The organism is Streptococcus sp. HMSC078H03 (assembly GCF_001808655.1).
Classification (GTDB): Bacteria; Bacillota; Bacilli; order Lactobacillales; family Streptococcaceae; genus Streptococcus; species Streptococcus salivarius_G.
In genome coordinates this window covers 199,110-217,712 of sequence record NZ_KV794113.1, presented here as the reverse complement: position 1 = coordinate 217,712, position 18,603 = coordinate 199,110, and the positions used below count along the sequence as shown (strand labels likewise).

Annotated in this window: 19 protein-coding genes, 1 pseudogene and 1 CRISPR repeat array; of the genes and pseudogenes, 17 read left to right on the top strand and 3 right to left on the bottom strand. The window is 38.8% G+C overall.

The window, feature by feature from the left end; genetic code table 11:
- Window positions 1-67 precede the first annotated feature (67 nt).
- Genes HMPREF2607_RS06910 through HMPREF2607_RS06900 form a run of 3 tightly spaced genes read left to right on the top strand, consistent with a single transcriptional unit; the run spans window position 68 to window position 3,429 of the window.
- Window positions 68-1,141: a thiamine pyrophosphate-dependent dehydrogenase E1 component subunit alpha gene (locus HMPREF2607_RS06910; protein ID WP_070476449.1), complete on the top strand. Its 1,074-nt coding sequence runs from the start codon at window positions 68-70 to the stop codon at window positions 1,139-1,141.
- 16 nt (window positions 1,142-1,157) lie between these two features.
- A complete protein-coding gene (locus HMPREF2607_RS06905) occupies window positions 1,158-2,189 on the top strand; it encodes an alpha-ketoacid dehydrogenase subunit beta (RefSeq protein ID WP_004182823.1) in 1,032 nt (343 codons plus the stop codon).
- Window positions 2,190-2,199: 10 nt separating this feature from the next.
- On the top strand, window positions 2,200-3,429 hold the full coding sequence (locus tag HMPREF2607_RS06900; RefSeq protein WP_070476447.1) for a dihydrolipoamide acetyltransferase family protein: 1,230 nt from the start codon (window positions 2,200-2,202) through the stop codon (window positions 3,427-3,429).
- A gap of 179 nt (window positions 3,430-3,608) precedes the next feature.
- Here HMPREF2607_RS06900 and HMPREF2607_RS06895 read toward each other — a convergent pair whose 3' ends face one another.
- Window positions 3,609-4,202: a class I SAM-dependent methyltransferase gene (locus HMPREF2607_RS06895; RefSeq protein WP_070476445.1), complete on the bottom strand. Its 594-nt coding sequence runs from the start codon at window positions 4,200-4,202 to the stop codon at window positions 3,609-3,611.
- A gap of 155 nt (window positions 4,203-4,357) precedes the next feature.
- On the opposite strand from HMPREF2607_RS06895, the gene HMPREF2607_RS06890 reads away from it, so the two are divergent.
- The 3 genes from HMPREF2607_RS06890 (at window position 4,358) to HMPREF2607_RS06880 (ending at window position 6,213) form a co-directional block, all read left to right on the top strand.
- A complete protein-coding gene (locus HMPREF2607_RS06890; protein WP_070476443.1) occupies window positions 4,358-4,945 on the top strand; it encodes a TetR/AcrR family transcriptional regulator in 588 nt (195 codons plus the stop codon).
- Between the two features lie 110 nt (window positions 4,946-5,055).
- Window positions 5,056-5,367, top strand: a complete 312-nt coding sequence (locus HMPREF2607_RS06885) for a hypothetical protein (protein WP_064523345.1) — start codon at window positions 5,056-5,058, stop codon at window positions 5,365-5,367.
- 96 nt (window positions 5,368-5,463) lie between these two features.
- Window positions 5,464-6,213 carry a CPBP family intramembrane glutamic endopeptidase gene (locus HMPREF2607_RS06880; RefSeq protein ID WP_060972386.1) on the top strand — a complete coding sequence of 250 codons (750 nt, stop codon included), beginning with the start codon at window positions 5,464-5,466 and terminating at the stop codon, window positions 6,211-6,213.
- 257 nt (window positions 6,214-6,470) lie between these two features.
- Here the strand turns inward: HMPREF2607_RS06880 and HMPREF2607_RS06875 are convergent, their stop codons facing one another.
- Together HMPREF2607_RS06875 and HMPREF2607_RS06870 are read right to left on the bottom strand one after the other, a co-directional pair.
- Window positions 6,471-6,668 carry a hypothetical protein gene (locus HMPREF2607_RS06875; protein WP_048674353.1) on the bottom strand — a complete coding sequence of 66 codons (198 nt, stop codon included), beginning with the start codon at window positions 6,666-6,668 and terminating at the stop codon, window positions 6,471-6,473.
- Between the two features lie 99 nt (window positions 6,669-6,767).
- The gene (locus HMPREF2607_RS06870) at window positions 6,768-7,187 is read right to left on the bottom strand and encodes an SP_0198 family lipoprotein (RefSeq protein WP_070476441.1); all 420 of its coding nucleotides are present in this window, start codon (window positions 7,185-7,187) and stop codon (window positions 6,768-6,770) included.
- Between the two features lie 175 nt (window positions 7,188-7,362).
- Here HMPREF2607_RS06870 and HMPREF2607_RS06865 point away from each other — a divergent pair, with 175 nt between their 5' ends.
- From HMPREF2607_RS06865 to csn2-St, 11 genes and pseudogenes are all read left to right on the top strand, one after another.
- Window positions 7,363-7,755 (top strand): YbgA family protein, encoded by a 393-nt coding sequence (locus HMPREF2607_RS06865; protein ID WP_060972385.1) that lies wholly within the window; start codon window positions 7,363-7,365, stop codon window positions 7,753-7,755.
- Window positions 7,752-8,114, top strand: a complete 363-nt coding sequence (locus HMPREF2607_RS06860) for a TIGR02328 family protein (RefSeq protein WP_070476439.1) — start codon at window positions 7,752-7,754, stop codon at window positions 8,112-8,114. The genes HMPREF2607_RS06865 and HMPREF2607_RS06860 overlap by 4 nt, the downstream gene beginning before the upstream one ends.
- Before the next feature lie 12 nt (window positions 8,115-8,126).
- Entirely contained in the window at window positions 8,127-8,504 is a 378-nt protein-coding gene (locus HMPREF2607_RS06855) for a hypothetical protein (protein WP_060972784.1), read from the top strand.
- Window positions 8,505-8,508: 4 nt separating this feature from the next.
- Complete coding sequence (locus HMPREF2607_RS06850; protein WP_060972783.1) at window positions 8,509-8,871, top strand: hypothetical protein; 363 nt, start codon at window positions 8,509-8,511, stop codon at window positions 8,869-8,871.
- Between the two features lie 53 nt (window positions 8,872-8,924).
- Complete coding sequence (locus HMPREF2607_RS06845; RefSeq protein ID WP_070476437.1) at window positions 8,925-9,566, top strand: GDSL-type esterase/lipase family protein; 642 nt, start codon at window positions 8,925-8,927, stop codon at window positions 9,564-9,566.
- A gap of 95 nt (window positions 9,567-9,661) precedes the next feature.
- Entirely contained in the window at window positions 9,662-10,276 is a 615-nt protein-coding gene (locus HMPREF2607_RS06840) for a hypothetical protein (RefSeq protein ID WP_014633340.1), read from the top strand.
- Window positions 10,277-10,523: 247 nt separating this feature from the next.
- A pseudogene (locus HMPREF2607_RS06835) lies at window positions 10,524-12,185 on the top strand (SulP family inorganic anion transporter).
- A gap of 145 nt (window positions 12,186-12,330) precedes the next feature.
- A complete protein-coding gene (gene cas9, locus HMPREF2607_RS06830; RefSeq protein ID WP_070476435.1) occupies window positions 12,331-15,717 on the top strand; it encodes a type II CRISPR RNA-guided endonuclease Cas9 in 3,387 nt (1,128 codons plus the stop codon).
- A 176-nt stretch (window positions 15,718-15,893) separates the two neighbouring features.
- Window positions 15,894-16,805, top strand: a complete 912-nt coding sequence (cas1, locus tag HMPREF2607_RS06825; RefSeq protein ID WP_070476433.1) for a type II CRISPR-associated endonuclease Cas1 — start codon at window positions 15,894-15,896, stop codon at window positions 16,803-16,805.
- Between the two features lies 1 nt (window position 16,806).
- Window positions 16,807-17,130, top strand: a complete 324-nt coding sequence (gene cas2, locus HMPREF2607_RS06820) for a CRISPR-associated endonuclease Cas2 (RefSeq protein ID WP_070476431.1) — start codon at window positions 16,807-16,809, stop codon at window positions 17,128-17,130.
- Window positions 17,127-18,179, top strand: coding sequence for a CRISPR-associated protein Csn2-St (gene csn2-St, locus HMPREF2607_RS06815; protein ID WP_070476429.1), 1,053 nt, complete (start codon window positions 17,127-17,129; stop codon window positions 18,177-18,179). Before cas2 ends, csn2-St begins: the two co-directional genes overlap by 4 nt.
- A gap of 60 nt (window positions 18,180-18,239) precedes the next feature.
- Window positions 18,240-18,603: a CRISPR direct-repeat array (repeat unit 32 nt; unit sequence GTTTTTGTACTCTCAAGATTTAAGTAACTGTA).

Genomic DNA, 18,603 nt, shown 5'->3' with positions numbered 1-18,603 from the left:
TCAAATTTATATATATGTCAATAATATTTGTTTTTTATAAAGTTCTCTCATAGAAGGAGGAAACAATATGACACATTATCAAGAATTACCACAAGCTCTAATGAAAGAAAAACATCAGGGACAAACCTTAACCAAGGAAGAAGTTAAGGTTCAAACTGCCCATGATCTTGGTGTGGAAAATGTTTCAAAAGAAGAGGCTAAATCCATGTATAAGACTATGTGCGATATTCGAAATTTTGAAGAAAATACACGACATTTCTTTTCAATCGGTCAAATTCCAGGATTTGTTCACCTTTACTCAGGTGAGGAAGCTATTGCGACTGGGGTATGTGCTAACTTGACTGATAAAGACTACATAACTAGCACACACCGAGGACATGGACACTGTGTGGCTAAAGGTGGAGACCTTAAAAAAATGATGGCTGAAATCTTTGGTAAGTCTACTGGGCTTGGTAAAGGTAAGGGTGGCTCTATGCATATCGCTGACTTGGATAAAGGAATCCTTGGTGCTAATGGTATGGTAGGCGGAGGCTTTGGTCTTGCGACTGGGGCTGCTATGCGCAACAAATATCTAAAGACTGATGATGTTGCTGTATGTTTCTTTGGTGATGGTGCTGCCAATGAAGGTAATTTTCATGAGTGCTTAAACATGGCCTCTATTTGGAATCTACCTGTGGTATTTGTAAATGAAAACAACTTTTTTGCAGAATCAACACCACAATGGTATTCATCAGGTTCTCCAACAATTGCTGAACGTGCACAAGCTTACAATATTCCTGGAGTTCGCGTTAATGGTAAGGACTTATTTGCTGTTTATCAAGTGGCTAAAGAGGCCGTTGAACGTGCGCGTCGTGGAGATGGTCCAACGTTAATTGAAGCTATTACTTATCGTAACCATGGCCACTTCGAAGGAGATGAGCAAAAATACAAAGCACCAGATGGAATCGAAAAAGAATGGGCAGACGTGGATGCCTTGGAAGTATTTCGTGACCTTGTAACTGAAAAGGGTATCCTTAGCCAAGATGAATTGGATGAGATTGTTGCCCAATCACAGAAAGATGTTGAAGATGCAATCCACTTTGCTCAAGAGAGCCCAATTCCAAAAGAAGAAGCTCTCTACGAAGACGTATTTGTAGACTGATTGAGGAGGATTCATAATGACTAGAGAAACATTATTTATGAAAGCCATCAATGAAGGGCTCGATCAAGCCATGGAAAGAGACGAGCGAGTTGTTCTCCTAGGAGAGGATATCGCAGGTGGTGTCAATGTTGAACACTTAGAAAATAATAACGAGGATGCCTGGGGCGGTGTCATGGGGATTACACGAGGACTGATGCCGAAATATGGCAGGGAACGAGTTATTGATACTCCGATTTCTGAGCACGGCTATTTATCAGCTTCGGTGGGGATGGCGCTTACAGGACTAAGACCTGTACCAGAGTTGATGTTTAATGATTTTATTGGATTCTGTTTTGATGCCCTATTAGGACAGGCATCTAAGATGCGTTACATGTTTGGAGGAAAAGCTAAAGTTCCGATGGTTGTGCGTACTATGCACGGTGCAGGTGCTTCAGCTGCGGCTCAACACTCAGGATCATATTACGGACTCTTTGGATCTATTCCAGGTATTAAGGTAGTTGTTCCTGCTACACCATATGATGCTAAAGGTTTACTATTGGCGTCAATTGAAGATGATAATGTTGTTATTTTTTCTGAGGACAAAACCCTCTATGGCTTAAAAGGGGAAGTACCAGAAGAATACTATACTGTACCAATTGGTAAGGCTGCCGTTCGTCGAGAAGGTAAGGATTTAACAATTGTGACAATTGGTAAGATGTTGTATGTAGCTTATGAGGTCGCAGATCGTTTAGCAAAAGACAATATTTCTGTAGAAGTGATTGATCTTCGTACAGTTGCTCCATGGGATGAAGAAACAGTGTTAAATTCCGTGAAGAAAACGGGTCGTTTGATTATTGTGGATGAGGCAAACCCGCATAACAATACTGCAACTGATATTGCATCTGTAGTGTCAGATAAAGCTTTTGATTATCTTGATGGACCAGTGAAATGTGTTTGTGCACCAAATACTCCTGTTCCATTTGCGACAAACTTAGAACAAGCTTATATCCCTGATGCGGATAAGGTTTTGAAAGTAGCTGATGAATTGATTCAGGACTTGAAAGGATAGGAGGGCGCTTATGGCAACAGAAATTTTAATGCCCAAGCTCGGCCTAACCATGACTGAAGGACTCATTCAAAAGTGGTTGGTCCAAGTTGGTGATACAGTAACAAGTGGTCAGCCTTTATTGGAAATTAGTTCTGAAAAATTGACTAGTGAAGTCGAATCCCCTGCTTCTGGGGTTGTTCTAGACATTGTGCATGGTGAAGGTGCTACAGTTAAATGTAAAGAAGTTGTTGGATGGGTTGGCCAAGAAGGAGAAAATGTAGGAACCCAAGAAGCTCCTGCACAAGAGGAAGCTCCAACTGAAGTCGCTAAAGATCCAACACCGTCTAGTCCTAAATCTACTACAGCACCTATAGCTTGTACTAGTGGGGAACGCATTTTCATTACACCGGTGGCTCGTAAGATGGCTGCTGAGAAAGGCTATGATATCACTCTTATTAAAGGGACAGGTGGAAATGGTCGTATTACAAGACGTGATGTAGAAGCTTATCAACCAAGTCTTGTTGCTGATAAGGTCGTTGAACTTCTACCACAAGCTATGACCTCAGGCCAATACGGTGAGGGACTCGAAGGCATGCGTAAGATTATTGCCGAACGTATGATGAACAGTCTTCATTCTTCTGCTCAAGTGACACTCCATCGTAAGGCTGATTTAACTGAGCTTTTGAAATTCCGTAAAGAACTTAAGGCCAAGGTACATACTCCACTTGAAAATGGTGAACTAGGTATCACAACTCTATTAACTAAAGCAGTAACCAAAGCTTTGAGAGATTATCCAGCTTTGAATGCTTGGTATGGCGGTGGAATTCATCAGATTCATGAACGCATTCATATTGGTATGGCAACAGCTTTGGATGATGGTTTGGTTGTCCCTGTGATTCGAGACGCAGACCGTATGACTTTAGCAGATCTTGGTCAAAGCATTAAGGCTCTGGCTAATCAAGCTCGAAAAGGTACACTTCCATCTGACCTATATAGTGGTTCTACTTTCTCAATCACTAACCTAGGGGGTCCAGGTGTAGAATACTTCACACCAATCCTTAATTCCCCAGAGGTGGCTATCCTTGGTGTAGGAGCAACTCAACAAGCTTTAGCATTTAATGAGGAGGGAGAGGTTGTTCAAAAAGACTATCTTCCATTGAGTCTAAGCTTCGACCATCAAGTCATCGATGGCCTTCCAGCTGCTGAATTTTTAGCAAGAGTTGTTTCTTATCTTGAAGATCCTTATCTCCTTATCTTCTAACAGAAGTATCCATTTGTAAGATGCAATTGTGGACGAATAGGACTTACTAGAGGTATAAAAGTAAAGTAATGGTTGATGTTCCGCAACCTAGTATGAAGAGAAGACTAAATTAGTCTTCTCTTTATGTTTTGCTAGGGGTGAGAGATTCGATTTGATTAAGGAATTTCTTATTAAATTTCCTAATCACTCTTAGTGACAACATACACAACCCATTTGTAATTTTGCTTTTCTTCAATCTTTGAAAAGCCAATGCTTGTTAACAACTGCCTTAATTCATGGCTTGTTCCATAATCTGTCATATGATATTTTATTTTTTCTTTTTCGGAAGCAATAATCAAAGTGGAAGGATTGGACATGACTCTATAGATTTCCTGAAAACTCTGTTTTAAATCCTCCCAGAAAATATGTGTCTGGATGGCAAATACCAAATCAAAATCATTATTTTGGTAGGGAAGGTTTGCTACATTACCAATCCTCAGCTTAACACTTCCGTTTTCTATAGCATCTGAATGAATTCGTCTAGCAGTTTGATAAGACTCCTTAGATATATCAATACCATGAATGTCAAGATTTTTATCTAACTCAAGAAGGTTCTTAATAGTGCTGCCTCCGCCATAGCCGATTTCTAAAATCCGACTATTGTTAGGGATAGTGGTTTGTTTGGTTGCCCAAAGGCTGAGTTCCTTGAAATAGGACGACCAGATGTTGGTAATCAATCGACCGACAAGACCACTCGGTTTTCTAGATTGCTTTATAAGATATTGAATGAGCATGTTCCCTCCCATTTTTGAAAATAGAGTTTGAAATATACATGATTAAAATTCAAACTTTATTATAGAGAAAGCTATTAAGAATAGCAAGAAAAAATGAAATATTTACTTATATATTTCAAACTTATGCTACAATTATTTATAACAGAGGTGTTCACATGAATCAATATCAAAAGACGACTGAGAAAAAGAAGCAAGCGATTATTCAAGCAGCTTTGCGTTTGTTTAAAGAGAAAGGTTTTAAACAAACGAGTATAAAATCTATTGCAGAGGCAGCAGAAGTATCTCCTGTTTCTATCTACAATTATTTCGGGAGCAAAGATAATTTGGTGGCTCTCTGTGTTAATGACTTGTTTGAAGAAATAACCCAACAAGCTGAGGACATTTTAAATAGCAATCTAGATTTTAAAACAAAATTAGACCATGCTTTTGCCCTATGTCAGGAGAAAATGAGTCAGCAAATCTCGGACTATTTTCAAGATAAAATGGTGGAAGATTCTGTTTTCTCAACTCTCCTAACGAAAGCAATCACTGCAAAAAAAGGTGACATCTATCGTGCTTATATTCATCTCGGAAAAGCAGAGGGCCTTATTGCTGAAGACCTATCGACAGAGCTTATCTTAAATGTCATGGATGCTCTTAATGGTATGGGAAATCAATTAGCCCATAGTGACAATTTAGAGACAGAGGTTGAGCAGATTCATCAGATCTTTTTGTACGGTATTTTAGGAAAAAAGAAATCATGATTTTCCTAATTCTATTATTGTTCACAGCTAGCAACATCCCATCCCAATCAGTTGTATATTCTCATGCATGGGTCTAAAATTTACTATATAAAGATAAAGAGGAGCAAGTTATGGAATTAAAAGATTTCACAGAACAAGAACAAAAGCAAATCGAAAAAGGTTTGAGCACAGCTGAGATTTCTGATAAGGAAGCGGCTAAGAAGTTACTCGCTCTCGTACCACAAGAATGGATTAAACGCATTCCTTTCTTTGTCAGAGGGCATGCGACGACTAAGACAGTCGAGCGTGTAGCCAAGCAATATCCTGAACTTTATGCAGCGGCTAAGCGCCAAGGGGACCTTCCTGAAAAAGAGAGAGAAGAGCTCCGTAAAATCATGTCAGGCATCTTTGAAGAAAAAATGAATAAACACAAGATTAAATAAGATTTTTAAAGACAATGTATTTATTTCTACAATTACGAATCAACCTTCCATAAAAAAGAGATACTGTCAATTTTACCATCCCGTTACGGAGAAAAAATGAGCAAATTTATTTCAAAACAATCAGTCGCTATCTGGTATGCACTGTCTGCCCTCTTTGCTACATATATAGTAGGGCAAGTTATCCTATGGTGTTTCCCAGACAGAAGTAGTCTGGGTGCCTCACTACTGTTTATCCTAATGAACTGTGTTCCATTGATTATGGCGGCTGTCTTTTCTCTTGTGTTGAGTGAAGTCAAATCCTTGGGTGAATTCTTCAAAAAGGTCTTTCTTCAAAAAGAAAGTCCCCTGTCCTGGATTCTAGCTCTCTTCATTCCAGTCATCTACTATGGAATCTCATTCTTTCTCAGGAATGTTAGCTTTACTGGGAACACCCTCTTGGCCTTCTTACTATATTTTCCCTGGACCTTTTTATATGGGGGGCTGGAAGAAGTAGGTTGGCGTTGGTTTTTACAAGAACATCTTTACTTTAGTAAGCACTTTATAACTAAAATGATGGTTCTTTCCATTGTCTGGTTCCTCTGGCATATCCCTATCTATCAACTCCCTTGGATTACAGCAGGTTCCTCCAACTATCTCATTTTTTACCTGATGATTTTAGGAAATACTTTTCTATTTGGAGCTCTCAAAGAGTATTCGAAAGGAGCTGTTCCTTGTATCCTCGCTCATATGCTGATCGATAGTCTGGCTGTCCTTATGCTGGTTCAGAGTTCACTCACTCAGATTATCTTTCTGGTCATTTTTGAAATCATGCTAGCCTCTTGGCTGGTAGCGGTACGAAAATCATAGAAATAGAGTTGAACCTCCCACTGAATTTCGGTGGGAGCTTTTCTTTCCTATCTGTTGATATAATGACACAGTTTCATTTTTAGGAGGTGACTCGTTTGGCCAAGGATACATTTCATCATCAAAAGGCTGAAAAAGAATGCCAAGAGTTGCGTAAAATCATGACAGACATCTTTGAAGAAAAGATGAACAAACACAAGATTAAATAATGTTGTATCAAAAGAGGTATAAGTCTACAAACTTATACCTCTTTCATATCTTTACTTCTTACTTGATTTGGATAGGGTGATGGCAACCATAGTCGCACACAGGAAAAATGCTGCTAGTAACCCTTTTGTAGTGGTAGTCATAAAGGGTTTATCAAAGACATAATAGTTATAGACAGAAAATCCCAGTCCAATAAGAGTTACAATAATCGACACAACAAATAGCGTCACCCATAATCTTCTTTGAGTCATCGTCAACCTCCTGTTTGTATTCGTTTTCTTTCTGCCTATAGTATAACATAAAAAACCTTAGCTAAATTCCAGAGAGTGGTTTGGCTAAGGTTTTTCATATTATTTCGTCAAGACAACCGTATCGTTTGGATCACGGTCATCATCTTCAATAGTCAGCTGATTACCGTCGAGTTTGTAGAATTTGGTATCATCACCAATCGTTAGACTTTGATTGTCAGGGTTAACTATTACAGACTTGCTTTCCTTCTCGCCATCTGCTTCGTCCTCTTCCCAAGTTCCAGTATTTCCAGAGATGGTAAGAGTAATACGATCATTTTCATCAGTTCCTTTATAGGTGCCATCTAGCCCTTCAGTCTGTTTAGAAACTTCAGAACTTTGTGAAGATGAAACCTTACTTGAACTTTGTTGGGTGCTAGCAGAGCTTTCAGGTGTTTGAGCTTTCTGGTTTGAGCAGGCTGCTAAAAGACCAAGAACTGCCATAGAGGCAAGAGAAAGTGTGAGTTTTTTGGACAATGTCATAGGCTTTGTCTCCTTTCTTTGATACCTTAAGTATAGCAAACGCTTATACATAAACCAAACAAAATCCCTTTTCTGAAAATAGTTGAAAATCACTCTTCAAATTCTCAAAGGCATAATCTATTATCCCCATTTAAACTATGCTATACTGATAAAAAGCAATCAAGGAAGGTTCCTAATGACAACTACCAATCCACGTCGCCAGTGCGAGCGACTTTGGGCAGCCAATAAGTACCTGGTGCTCAGCCATTCAAACAAGATTTACTTAGAAATCCGTAACTATCTCAAGAATGATGAGGTTAGTTTGGATCAGGTTCAGGCCTACATTGATCAAGCCCTGGACCTTCCTGAAAATCCTGGTCAGGTCGTCAATGCTTTCCAACATATCTGGGGGTATTTTAAGAAAAAAGCAACCACTAGTGAGAAGGAAAAGTTTATGGCTCAGTTAGATAGCTATGCAGCAGGCCAAATTCCTCAGCATGGTTTAGTGGAATCTGTCAAAGAGCTCCTCAGCAAGTATCCTAATCGCTATCTGGAGGAGTCAACCTTAATTAATGGGGGTTCAAAATGAGACTGTGGCATCAAGAGTTGATTGCAAAACTACCCCGTCAGCAATTATTAGGGCAGCACCGAGAATGTTGCGCCCTTCGTGGTAAGGGATGGCAACGCAAACATGCGACGGTTAACTATGTTTTTGATTATTCACCGTATCGCTTGTTTAAATACCATGAGCTTATTATGCAAGAAATGGCGGAACGTGGCTATCGTGTCAGCCCAGAGTGGTTGGACAAGGAGTATCGAGGCAGGCAGATGCCAGCCTACGATAAGATTGAAGTGGAGAAGCTACCAGTCATCATTTACCCAGAGCATGATACTGCCTATTTACAGGAATGTCTGGACAATCTCAAGCAAAAAGGAATCATCATCTAAAGGAGGAAAACGATGCATTTGTTTAAGTGGCTTGCACCTAAAAAGAAAGCAGCAGAAGGCCTTGTCATGCGTATTTCGACAGCTGATCAGGTAGACTATGCGACGATTACAAACCCAAGTGACAGTGATATCTGGGATGCCTTGGCGCAACTTCCAGTATCCTACGATAGTCTCTATCTCACTTATAGCGAAAAAGGGTCAATGAGTTTTATCTTTGTTGAATCCGAGGATGACAAGTATCGCTTGGAACACGACACACCTGAGCTAGGATTAGAATTGACCAATGTCGCGCGTGTATCCCAACAAGTTGCCAGAGACATCCTTATTCGCTTTTCGAAAGAGCACACAGTGATTTTGGACGACCATTGGAAGCAAGAGAAAGTAAGGTAGTCCTATGGCATATCTTACCCCAGAAACCAGACGTAAGAGACTAAAAGGCTTTTGCTTAATTATTGAAATCATTTGTCTGGTTCATTTTGCAATCATTGTCCCTCGTGACCGGATTTTTACTCCTGAAAAATGGGCTCAAACACCAGCTCCTATGCGACACAAACTCATGTGGAGTTTTCACCGGCAGTATCAGCTTGAGGGCATGACGAGAAAAGAAGTTGAGAAACTCTTGGGCAAGGGGAGTGATCTTCAAGGAAGTGTTGAGTACAAGCTGAAGGACGATTGGATTGGTGGTTGGCGTGTTTACCATATTGACTATAAGCAAGGCCGTGTGATTCGTGTCAAAGAAACGTGGCAAGACTGGTGAAAATGGGCTTTTTTCTCCCTCATTTAGATAAAATTATATAGAAGAAAGTTATCATGGATGAATTAACAGAAATCAAACTTAAAAATTATCAGTACTTAAATGAGGTTGCTATCAAAGGGGAGACGCTCTTCACGGGATCCTCTCTCATGGAGCTTTTTCCCATTTGTGAAATCGCTAGGAGTAGAGGTGTCGACGACATCATCTACAATCGAGGTATCAGCGGCCTGAACACGGATGAATTTCTCCAGCATATCCATCCCCTGCTTTTGGATCTGCAACCGAGCAAAGTTTTCATCAATATCGGTACCAATGACATGACCGAGGAGACTTATGGAGACCAGTGGTTCCAACATCTGACAGCAAACATCAGGCGGATTTTGGAGCAAACACAAGCTATCTTGCCTCATACCAAGATTTATCTCATGGCTTTTTACCCAGCCAATCTTCATCTGCCTTGGCAGACCAAGGCTTCAATCCAGTGGATGAAACTGCGAACAACTGAAAATCTTGACCGTTGTAACCAGGCTCTTGAGGAAATCGCCCAAACCTATGGTTGCCACTTTATTAATTGTAATGCGGGGCTGGTCAATGATAGGAAAGAGCAGAAGGCTGAGCACACCTATGACGGTGTCCACCTTTATACCAATGCTTACTTAAAAGTCTTTGAAGCTCTCGAACCCTACCTCTTGCATTAAGAAAATATGAGAGAATTTCCAGTTCTTACTCGCTTTTTTTCCTTGATTACAGTACAATAGACGTCAAAAGTGAAAAATTGAAATGAGGTATCCCTATGTGGAAATGGTTTAAACGACTCATTGTCCTCGTCATTGTGGTCTTTTTTGCAGTGGCGGCTCTACTCATTCCGGACAAGATCGACAGTCAGGACCAATTAAAAAATGTATCAACTCAAACATCTCTTGCCGATTTAGCCCAGGCTGGTATTGGTGGGGCGTCCCTTTCGTCAGGTGGGGTTTCAACTGAGATTAATCTTGATAGCAACCAGTTTCGTCAAATCCTAAAAGCAAGCATGGCTGATTCTAATGACGAGACTTTGCTAAACAGTACTGTAGAGTTGAATGATTCTTATCTGACAGCTAAGCTACCGGTGTCTCTTGGACCTATCGAATCAACATTCAGCCTTGATTTCACGGTTAGCACTAACAAGGAAGTCATCCTACTAGACTTGGCAGGTGCCCACCTGGGTCGCCTCCCTGTACCTAAATCACTGGTTCTGCCTTATCTCAAGAAGAGTATTGCCCAGTCAAGCAGTGGTGTTCGCATGGTTAACAACCAAATTCAGCTCAAGCTTCCTGAAATCGGCTACGAAATTGAGCAGGCTACTGTGACCAATAGCAAGATGAAGGTCAAGCTTAACATTCCGATTTCCTTGCCAACCAGTTGGTAATGTAAGAGGAATCTATCAAGCCATGAAAAGTCAAAACAAGTCCATAATCAGGGCTTGTTTTTTTGATGCCCTCATTTCTAAACTAAGAAAGTTTAAAAATTCTTGAAATAATACGTTTACATCTCCCAATCCCCTAGAAAATGGGGATTTGCTGTGCTATCATAAGACTGTAAAAATGATAAGCGTCTGACACTCATTGAAAAAGAGTTAAGTCAAAGAGTTTTAGGATATTAGTTAGGAGGAAAAAATGGACGCTTTAAAATATATCACACCCAAATTTTTCACCACCATCAAGGATTATTCCAAGGGACAGTTCGTCAAGGACCTGATTGCAGGAGTTATCGTGGCTATCATTGCCCTACCCTTGTCGATTGCCCTAGCGATTGCCTCTGGTGTTAATCCCGAACAAGGTCTTTACACAGCAGTGGTTGCAGGCTTTTTTATTTCCTTTTTAGGAGGTAGTCGGGTTCAGATTGGTGGACCTACCGCAGCCTTCGTTGTCATCATCTATGGCATCATCGCCCAGTATGGCATGGCTGGTCTGACTGTTGCCACGCTCATGGCGGGACTCATGCTTATTATCATGGGGCTCCTGCGTTTTGGCGACCTGATTAAATTCATTCCCAAAACCATCACACTTGGCTTTACCTTGGGGATTGCCGTTGGGATTGTGGCTGGACAGATTAAGGATTTTCTAGGCCTCGAGATGAAGTCTGTGCCAGCTGAGTTTCTGGAAAAGATGATTGCCTATGGAGAGCATCTTTCAAGTATTAGTTGGGCGACCCTAGCTATCGGTATTTTGGCCCTGCTCATTCAAATCTTTTGGCCACGCCTTTCTCAGAAAATTCCGGGTTCTCTGGTTGCTATCTTTGTGACCACAGCCATCGTGGCCTTTGGTCATCTCCCAGTCAAAACCATTGGTGACCTATACACCATCAAGGCGGGACTTCCAAGTTTCACGGTTCCTGACCTATCATTTTCTTTGATTCGTCAAATGATTTCGCCAGCCTTCACCATTGCCATACTAGCAGCTATTGAATCGCTCCTTTCTTGCGTGGTGTCAGATGGCATGATTGGTGGTAATCACCGTTCTAATGCAGAATTGGTCGGTCAAGGTGTTGGAAATATCATGTCAGCCCTCTTTGGTGGGATTCCGGCAACGGGTGCTATTGCCCGTACCGCAGCCAACGTCAAAAATGGCGGACGAACACCAGTAGCAGGTATGGTTCATGCCTTCACCTTGCTTCTGATTTTACTCTTCCTCATGCCTTACGCCTCATTGATTCCTATGACCTGTCTAGCCTCAATCCTTATGATTGTCGGGTATAACATGAGCGGTTGGCGTACAGTTGGTCGTATGATTAAACGTGCCCCTAAGAGTGATGTGGCGGTTCTGCTAGTGACCTTTGTCTTAACCGTTTTCTTTGACCTAGTGGTTGCCATCGAATTTGGTATGGTCCTAGCAGCCTTCCTCTTTCTCAAACGCATGTCCGACGTGGCTCAAATCCGTCAGTGGGTGGACAAGGAAAATCTGGACGATCCAGTTTTGTCCGAGGATAGCGACTTAAAACAAGTCCCAAAAAACACTGTCGTCTATGAAGTCTTTGGTGCCCTCTTCTTTGGTGCAGCCAATAACTTCTTGAATGTGATTAACGATGAAACTAAGAATGTTCTCATCCTACGCATGCGAAACGTTCCAGCCATGGATATCTCAGGCCTAGATGCCCTTGAAGAAACCCTGGCCATCTGCCAAAAACGTGGTATGACCTTGCTTCTTTCTCACGTTAATGCTTAACCCTACAGAGTTCTTGAAAAATCAGGCTTTATCCAAACTATTGGAGCAGACCATATCTGCGAGTCTACCGACCAAGCCCTTGAAAAAGCAGCAGCCTTAGCACAAGAAGCCTAGACAAATGTTTTTAATACAAGAAGAAAAAGCCAGTTCAACTGAACTTGGCTTTTTAAAATAGAAACAAAGACAGCGTTTACAAATTTTGTTGTAAATTTTCAGATATTATTGTAAAATATTAGAAAAAGCATAAGGAGATTCTTAAATGAGCGACTTAGTTTTAGGACTTGATATCGGTATAGGTTCTGTTGGTGTAGGTATCCTTAATAAAGTGACGGGAGAAATTGTCCATAAGAACTCACGCATTTTCCCAGCAGCTCAAGCGGAGAATAATGTAGAACGTAGAACAAATCGTCAAGGAAGACGATTGACACGACGTAAAAAACATCGTAGAGTTCGTTTAAATCACATATTTGAAGAAAGTGGATTAATCACTGATTTTACAAAGGTTTCAATTAATCTTAACCCATATCAATTACGAGTTAAGGGCTTGACCGATGAATTGTCTAATGAAGAATTGTTTATCGCTCTTAAAAATATGGTGAAACACCGTGGGATTAGTTATCTTGATGATGCTAGTGATGACGGGAATTCATCAGTAGGCGACTATGCACAAATTGTCAAAGAAAACAGTAAACAATTAGAAACAAAAACGCCGGGCCAGATTCAATCGGAACGCTACCAAAAATATGGTCAATTACGTGGTGATTTCACAGTCGAAGAAGATGGAAAAAAACATCGCTTAATTAATGTCTTTCCAACATCAGCTTATCGAGCAGAAGCACTGAGAATACTGCAAACTCAACAAGAATTTAATCCACAGATTAGCGATGAATTTATTAATAGTTATCTCCAAATTCTAACTGGAAAACGTAAATATTATCACGGACCAGGTAATGAGAAGTCACGGACTGATTATGGAAGGTATACTACTAAGAAAAATTCTGAAGATGAGTACGTAACCTTAGATAATATTTTTGGAATCCTAATTGGGAAATGTACATTTTATCCAGAAGAGTATAGAGCAGCAAAAGCTTCCTACACGGCTCAAGAATTCAATTTGCTAAATGATTTGAACAATCTAACCGTTCCAACAGAAACCAAGAAGTTAAGTGAAGAACAGAAGAATCAAATCATTACCTATGTCAAAAATGAAAAGGCAATGGGTTCTAAGAAACTGTTCAAATATATTGCTAAACTACTTGCTTGTGATGTTGCGGATATCAAAGGATACCGTATCGATAAATCAGATAAGGCTGAAATTCATACTTTCGAAGCCTACCGAAAAATGAAGACGCTTGAAACTATTGATGTTGAGCAAATGGAGAGAGAAAAGCTTGATAAGTTAGCCTATGTCTTAACATTAAATACGGAGAGGGAAGGTATCCAAGAAGCGATAGAGCATGAGTTTGCTGATGGGACCTTCAGTCAGGAGCAAATTGATGAATTGGTTCAATTTCGCAAAGCAAATAGTTCCATTTTTGGAAAAGGCTGGCACAGTTTTTCTGTCAAACTTATGATGGAATTAATCCCAGAATTATATGCGACGTCAGAAGAACAAATGACTATCTTGACACGACTTGGAAAACAAAAAACAACTTCGTCTTCAAATAAAACCAAATATATTGATGAGAAACAACTAACTGAAGAAATCTACAATCCTGTTGTTGCTAAGTCTGTTCGCCAAGCTATAAAAATCGTAAATGCGGCAATCAAAGAGTATGGTGATTTTGACAATATTGTCATCGAAATGGCTCGAGAAACGAATGAAGATGATGAAAAGAAAGCTATTCAAAAGATTCAAAAAGCTAATAAAGATGAAAAGGATGCAGCCATGCTTAAGGCTGCCAATCAATATAATGGAAAAGCTGAATTACCACATAGCGTTTTCCATGGTCATAAGCAATTAGCGACTAAAATCCGCCTATGGCATCAGCAAGGAGAACGTTGCCTTTATACTGGTAAAACAATTTCAATCCATGATTTGATTAATAATCCCAATCAATTTGAAATAGATCATATTTTACCTCTCTCTATTACCTTTGATGATAGCCTTGCTAATAAGGTTTTAGTTTATGCAACTGCTAACCAAGAAAAAGGACAACGAACACCTTACCAGGCATTAGATAGTATGGATGATGCATGGTCTTTCCGTGAACTAAAAGCCTTTGTCCGTGAGTCGAAAACACTTTCAAACAAGAAAAAAGAATACCTTCTTACGGAAGAGGATATTTCAAAATTTGATGTTCGAAAGAAATTTATTGAACGAAATCTTGTAGATACAAGATACGCTTCAAGAGTTGTCCTCAATGCCCTTCAAGAACATTTTAGAACTCGCAAGATTGATACAAAAGTTTCCGTGGTTCGCGGGCAATTCACATCTCAATTGAGACGCCATTGGGGAATCGATAAGACTCGTGATACCTATCATCACCATGCCGTAGATGCACTGATTATTGCTGCTTCAAGTCAGTTGAATTTGTGGAAAAAACAAAAGAATACTCTTGTAAGTTATTCAGAAGACCAACTACTTGATATTGAAACAGGTGAACTTATTAGTGACGATGAGTACAAGGAATCTGTATTTAAAGCCCCTTATCAACATTTTGTTGATACATTGAAGAGTAAAGAATTTGAAGACAGTATCTTGTTCTCATATCAAGTGGATTCTAAGTTTAATCGAAAGATTTCTGATGCAACAATTTACGCAACAAGGCAGGCTAAAGTAGGAAAAGATAAGAAGGATGAAACTTATGTCTTAGGGAAAATCAAAGATATCTATAGCCAGGCTGGCTATGATGCCTTTATAAAGATTTATCAGAAGGATAAGTCAAAATTCCTCATGTATCGTCACGACCCACAAACCTTTGAGAAAGTTATCGAGCCAATTTTAGAGAACTATCCCAATAAGGAAATGAATGAAAAAGGGAAAGAAGTACCATGTAATCCTTTCCTAAAATATAAAGAAGAACATGGCGACTATATTCGTAAATATAGTAAAAAAGGCAATGGTCCTGAAATCAAGAGTCTTAAATACTATGATAGTAAGTTAGGTAATCATATTGATATCACTCCAAAGAATAGTAACAATAAAGTTGTCTTGCAGTCAGTTTCTCCATGGAGAGCGGATGTCTATTTCAATAAGACTACTGGAAAATACGAAATCCTTGGATTAAAATATGCTGATCTACAATTTGAGAAAGGGACAGGAACATATAAGATTTCTCAGGAAAAATACAATGACATTAAGAAGAAAGAGGGTGTAGATTCTGATTCAGAATTCAAGTTCACACTTTATAAAAATGATTTGTTGCTTATCAAAGATACGGAAACAAAAGAACAGCAACTATTCCGTTTTCTTTCTCGATCAATGCCAAATAAAAAGCATTATGTAGAATTAAAGCCATATGATAAACAGAAATTTGAAGGAAACGAACCTTTGATAAATATTCTAGGAACCGTTGCAAAGGGTGGACAATGTCTAAAGGGATTAAGTAAATCAAATATTTCTATTTATAAAGTAAGAACGGATGTTCTAGGAAATCAGCATATCATCAAAAATGAGGGTGATAAGCCTAAGCTAGATTTTTAATATTAATTGTTAAAAAGTGTTGCAATTATAGTTGCTATATACTATAATAATCGTGTAAGGGACGCCTTACACAGTTACTTAAATCTTGCAGAAGCTACAAAGATAAGGCTTCATGCCGAAATCAACACCCTGTCATTTTATGGCAGGGTGTTTTCGTTATTTAAAAAGGAGAAGAAATGACTTGGAGAGTTGTACATGTCAGTCAAAGTGAGAAGATGCGCTTAAAGCTTGATAACTTGTTAGTGCAAAAGATGGGACAAGAGTTTACGGTGCCACTTAGTGATATTTCGATAATAGTTGCTGAAGGTGGGGATACAGTTGTTACTCTTCGATTATTAAGTGCCCTAAGTAAATATAATATTGCCTTAGTTGTTTGTGATAACGAACATTTACCAACAGGGATTTGCCACTCTCAAAATGGGCACTTTAGAGCTTATAAGCGCTTGAAAGAACAGATGGACTGGTCTCAGAAGCAAAAGGATAAGGCATGGCAGATTGTGACTTACTATAAAATCAATAACCAAGAGGACGTCCTAGCTATGTTTGAAAAAAGTCTGGATAACATTAGACTACTTTCAGACTATAAAGAGCAGATAGAACCAGGTGATAGAACCAATAGAGAGGGACATGCTGCCAAGGTCTATTTTAATGAGCTCTTTGGTAAACAATTTGTCAGAATAACCCAACAAGAAGCCGATGTCATCAATGCTGGTTTAAACTATGGCTACGCTATCATGAGGGCACAGATGGCTAGAATAGTGGCGGGTTATGGTTTAAATGGCCTATTAGGTATATTCCATAAAAATGAATACAATCAGTTTAATTTGGTTGATGACTTGATGGAGCCATTTAGACAGATTGTAGATGTTTGGGTTTATGATAATCTACGAGATCAAGAATTTCTTAAATATGAGTATAGGTTGGGATTGACAGATTTACTCAATGCTAAAATCAAATATGGCAAAGAGACTTGCTCAGTGACAGTTGCTATGGATAAATATGTCAAAGGCTTTATCAAATATATTTCGGAAAAAGATATTAGTAAATTTCACTGTCCGGTGGTATCAAGTTTAGAGTGGAGAAAATAAGATGAGGTATGAAGCGTTGAGATTATTATGTTTTTTTGATTTGCCAATGGAGTCCAAGGATGAAAAAAGAATCTATCGTAATTTTCGTAAAGAATTAATTTCAAATGGATTTGAAATGTTACAATTTTCGGTCTACTATCGCACTTGTCCTAATAGAAGCTTTGCAAATAAATTTTATAAGAAGTTAAAGATGAGCAATCTACCTGTTGGAAATGTGAGACTTTTGGCGGTTACTGAAAAGCAATTTTCAGAGATGACATTAATCATAGGTGGCAAAACTAAGCAAGAAGAAATCGTCAGTGATAATAAGTTGGTGGTCATATGAAATTTTTTGTACAACATCCTTACAAGGAACGTATTGAATTGAATATTGGTGCGATGACACAAATTGTTGGTCAGAATAAAGAACTCAAATATTATATTTGGCAGATTTTGAGCTGGTATTTTGGTGGAAAAAAATACTCAAGTGAGGACTTAAGTATTTTTGATTATGAGGAGCCTACCATACTTGATGAGACTGGAGAAATAGTGAAGCGAAGTAGCTATCACTATATCGACATTTCAAGTTTTAAGGATTTACTTGAGCAGATGGAATACAAGAAAGGAACACTTGCTCAGAGTTACCTTAGTAAAATTGTCAATCAAGTTGATATTTTAGCCCATTTGGAGAAAATTAATGAACAAGTAGAGCTTATAGAAGGGGTAATGAACCAGCATATAAACTTAAACTGTGGTCAAGTGGAATACCATTTAGAGAATCGTCCTCTAACACTAGACCAATTACTTTCAAAAAATTTTAGTCCATTTTTTGCCATTGAGAATAAGAATTTATCTTTCGAATGGGTTGCAAATACCGATAAACTATCCCTCTTTTTAGAAATGTTAGACCGTCTTCTGTCACAAACAACGGAGAAATATCTCATTGTGCTAAATAATATTGATAGTTTTGTCTCAGAGGAATCATATGATAGTTTTTATAAGCAAATTGGTCGGCTAGTCAAAAAGTATTCAAACCTAACCTTTATTTTATTTCCAAGTGACCAAGGCTATTTAAAGATTGATGAAGAAAATAGCAAGTTCGTCAATATTTTATCTGACCAGGTGGAGCATTTGTACGATATTGAGTTTATGTATGAAAGGGTAAAGAAACATTATCCAAGTAATAATTTCCCAACAAGAGAAAGTTTTAGGAAATCCTTAGAGAATGTGACGCCTTATTTATTGAAAAAAATGAGGAGACAACCGAATCTCTCACTCGTAGATTCAGCAATTTTAAATATCCTAAATCACTTGTTTCACTTTAACTATTGTATTAAATATTCTCAGACACCTGATGAGGAGCTATTACATAGATATTTAGAAAGTAAGAATTGACAAGTACAGTGATTGATTCTATAATCACTATGTGGGTATAAAAACGTCAAAATTTCATTTGAGGTTTTTGTACTCTCAAGATTTAAGTAACTGTACAACTAATGACTTCTTTATCCGCTTCCTTACGTGGTTTTTGTACTCTCAAGATTTAAGTAACTGTACAACGAATTTATCTGTTTCAAGTCACCCGTTTTAGTTTTTGTACTCTCAAGATTTAAGTAACTGTACAACGAATTTGGTGAAATAAGCGAAGTGTACGCGTTTTTGTACTCTCAAGATTTAAGTAACTGTACAACTCTGTTCTGTCAAAGTTGGTGCATACACCCGTTTTTGTACTCTCAAGATTTAAGTAACTGTACAACTGAGAGTCTAGGAGTCTCTAAGCATTAAGGGTTTTTGTACTCTCAAGATTTAAGTAACTGTA

What these genes read in the sequence shown, in the direction of transcription:
- HMPREF2607_RS06910 (WP_070476449.1), top strand. Translation starts at nt 68, where the DNA reads ATGACACATTATCAAGAATTACCACAAGCTCTAATGAAAGAAAAACAT.
- HMPREF2607_RS06905 (WP_004182823.1), top strand. Translation starts at nt 1,158, where the DNA reads ATGACTAGAGAAACATTATTTATGAAAGCCATCAATGAAGGGCTCGAT.
- HMPREF2607_RS06900 (WP_070476447.1), top strand. Translation starts at nt 2,200, where the DNA reads ATGGCAACAGAAATTTTAATGCCCAAGCTCGGCCTAACCATGACTGAA.
- HMPREF2607_RS06895 (WP_070476445.1), bottom strand. Translation starts at nt 4,202, where the DNA reads ATGCTCATTCAATATCTTATAAAGCAATCTAGAAAACCGAGTGGTCTT.
- HMPREF2607_RS06890 (WP_070476443.1), top strand. Translation starts at nt 4,358, where the DNA reads ATGAATCAATATCAAAAGACGACTGAGAAAAAGAAGCAAGCGATTATT.
- HMPREF2607_RS06885 (WP_064523345.1), top strand. Translation starts at nt 5,056, where the DNA reads ATGGAATTAAAAGATTTCACAGAACAAGAACAAAAGCAAATCGAAAAA.
- HMPREF2607_RS06880 (WP_060972386.1), top strand. Translation starts at nt 5,464, where the DNA reads ATGAGCAAATTTATTTCAAAACAATCAGTCGCTATCTGGTATGCACTG.
- HMPREF2607_RS06875 (WP_048674353.1), bottom strand. Translation starts at nt 6,668, where the DNA reads ATGACTCAAAGAAGATTATGGGTGACGCTATTTGTTGTGTCGATTATT.
- HMPREF2607_RS06870 (WP_070476441.1), bottom strand. Translation starts at nt 7,187, where the DNA reads ATGACATTGTCCAAAAAACTCACACTTTCTCTTGCCTCTATGGCAGTT.
- HMPREF2607_RS06865 (WP_060972385.1), top strand. Translation starts at nt 7,363, where the DNA reads ATGACAACTACCAATCCACGTCGCCAGTGCGAGCGACTTTGGGCAGCC.
- HMPREF2607_RS06860 (WP_070476439.1), top strand. Translation starts at nt 7,752, where the DNA reads ATGAGACTGTGGCATCAAGAGTTGATTGCAAAACTACCCCGTCAGCAA.
- HMPREF2607_RS06855 (WP_060972784.1), top strand. Translation starts at nt 8,127, where the DNA reads ATGCATTTGTTTAAGTGGCTTGCACCTAAAAAGAAAGCAGCAGAAGGC.
- HMPREF2607_RS06850 (WP_060972783.1), top strand. Translation starts at nt 8,509, where the DNA reads ATGGCATATCTTACCCCAGAAACCAGACGTAAGAGACTAAAAGGCTTT.
- HMPREF2607_RS06845 (WP_070476437.1), top strand. Translation starts at nt 8,925, where the DNA reads ATGGATGAATTAACAGAAATCAAACTTAAAAATTATCAGTACTTAAAT.
- HMPREF2607_RS06840 (WP_014633340.1), top strand. Translation starts at nt 9,662, where the DNA reads ATGTGGAAATGGTTTAAACGACTCATTGTCCTCGTCATTGTGGTCTTT.
- cas9 (WP_070476435.1), top strand. Translation starts at nt 12,331, where the DNA reads ATGAGCGACTTAGTTTTAGGACTTGATATCGGTATAGGTTCTGTTGGT.
- cas1 (WP_070476433.1), top strand. Translation starts at nt 15,894, where the DNA reads ATGACTTGGAGAGTTGTACATGTCAGTCAAAGTGAGAAGATGCGCTTA.
- cas2 (WP_070476431.1), top strand. Translation starts at nt 16,807, where the DNA reads ATGAGGTATGAAGCGTTGAGATTATTATGTTTTTTTGATTTGCCAATG.
- csn2-St (WP_070476429.1), top strand. Translation starts at nt 17,127, where the DNA reads ATGAAATTTTTTGTACAACATCCTTACAAGGAACGTATTGAATTGAAT.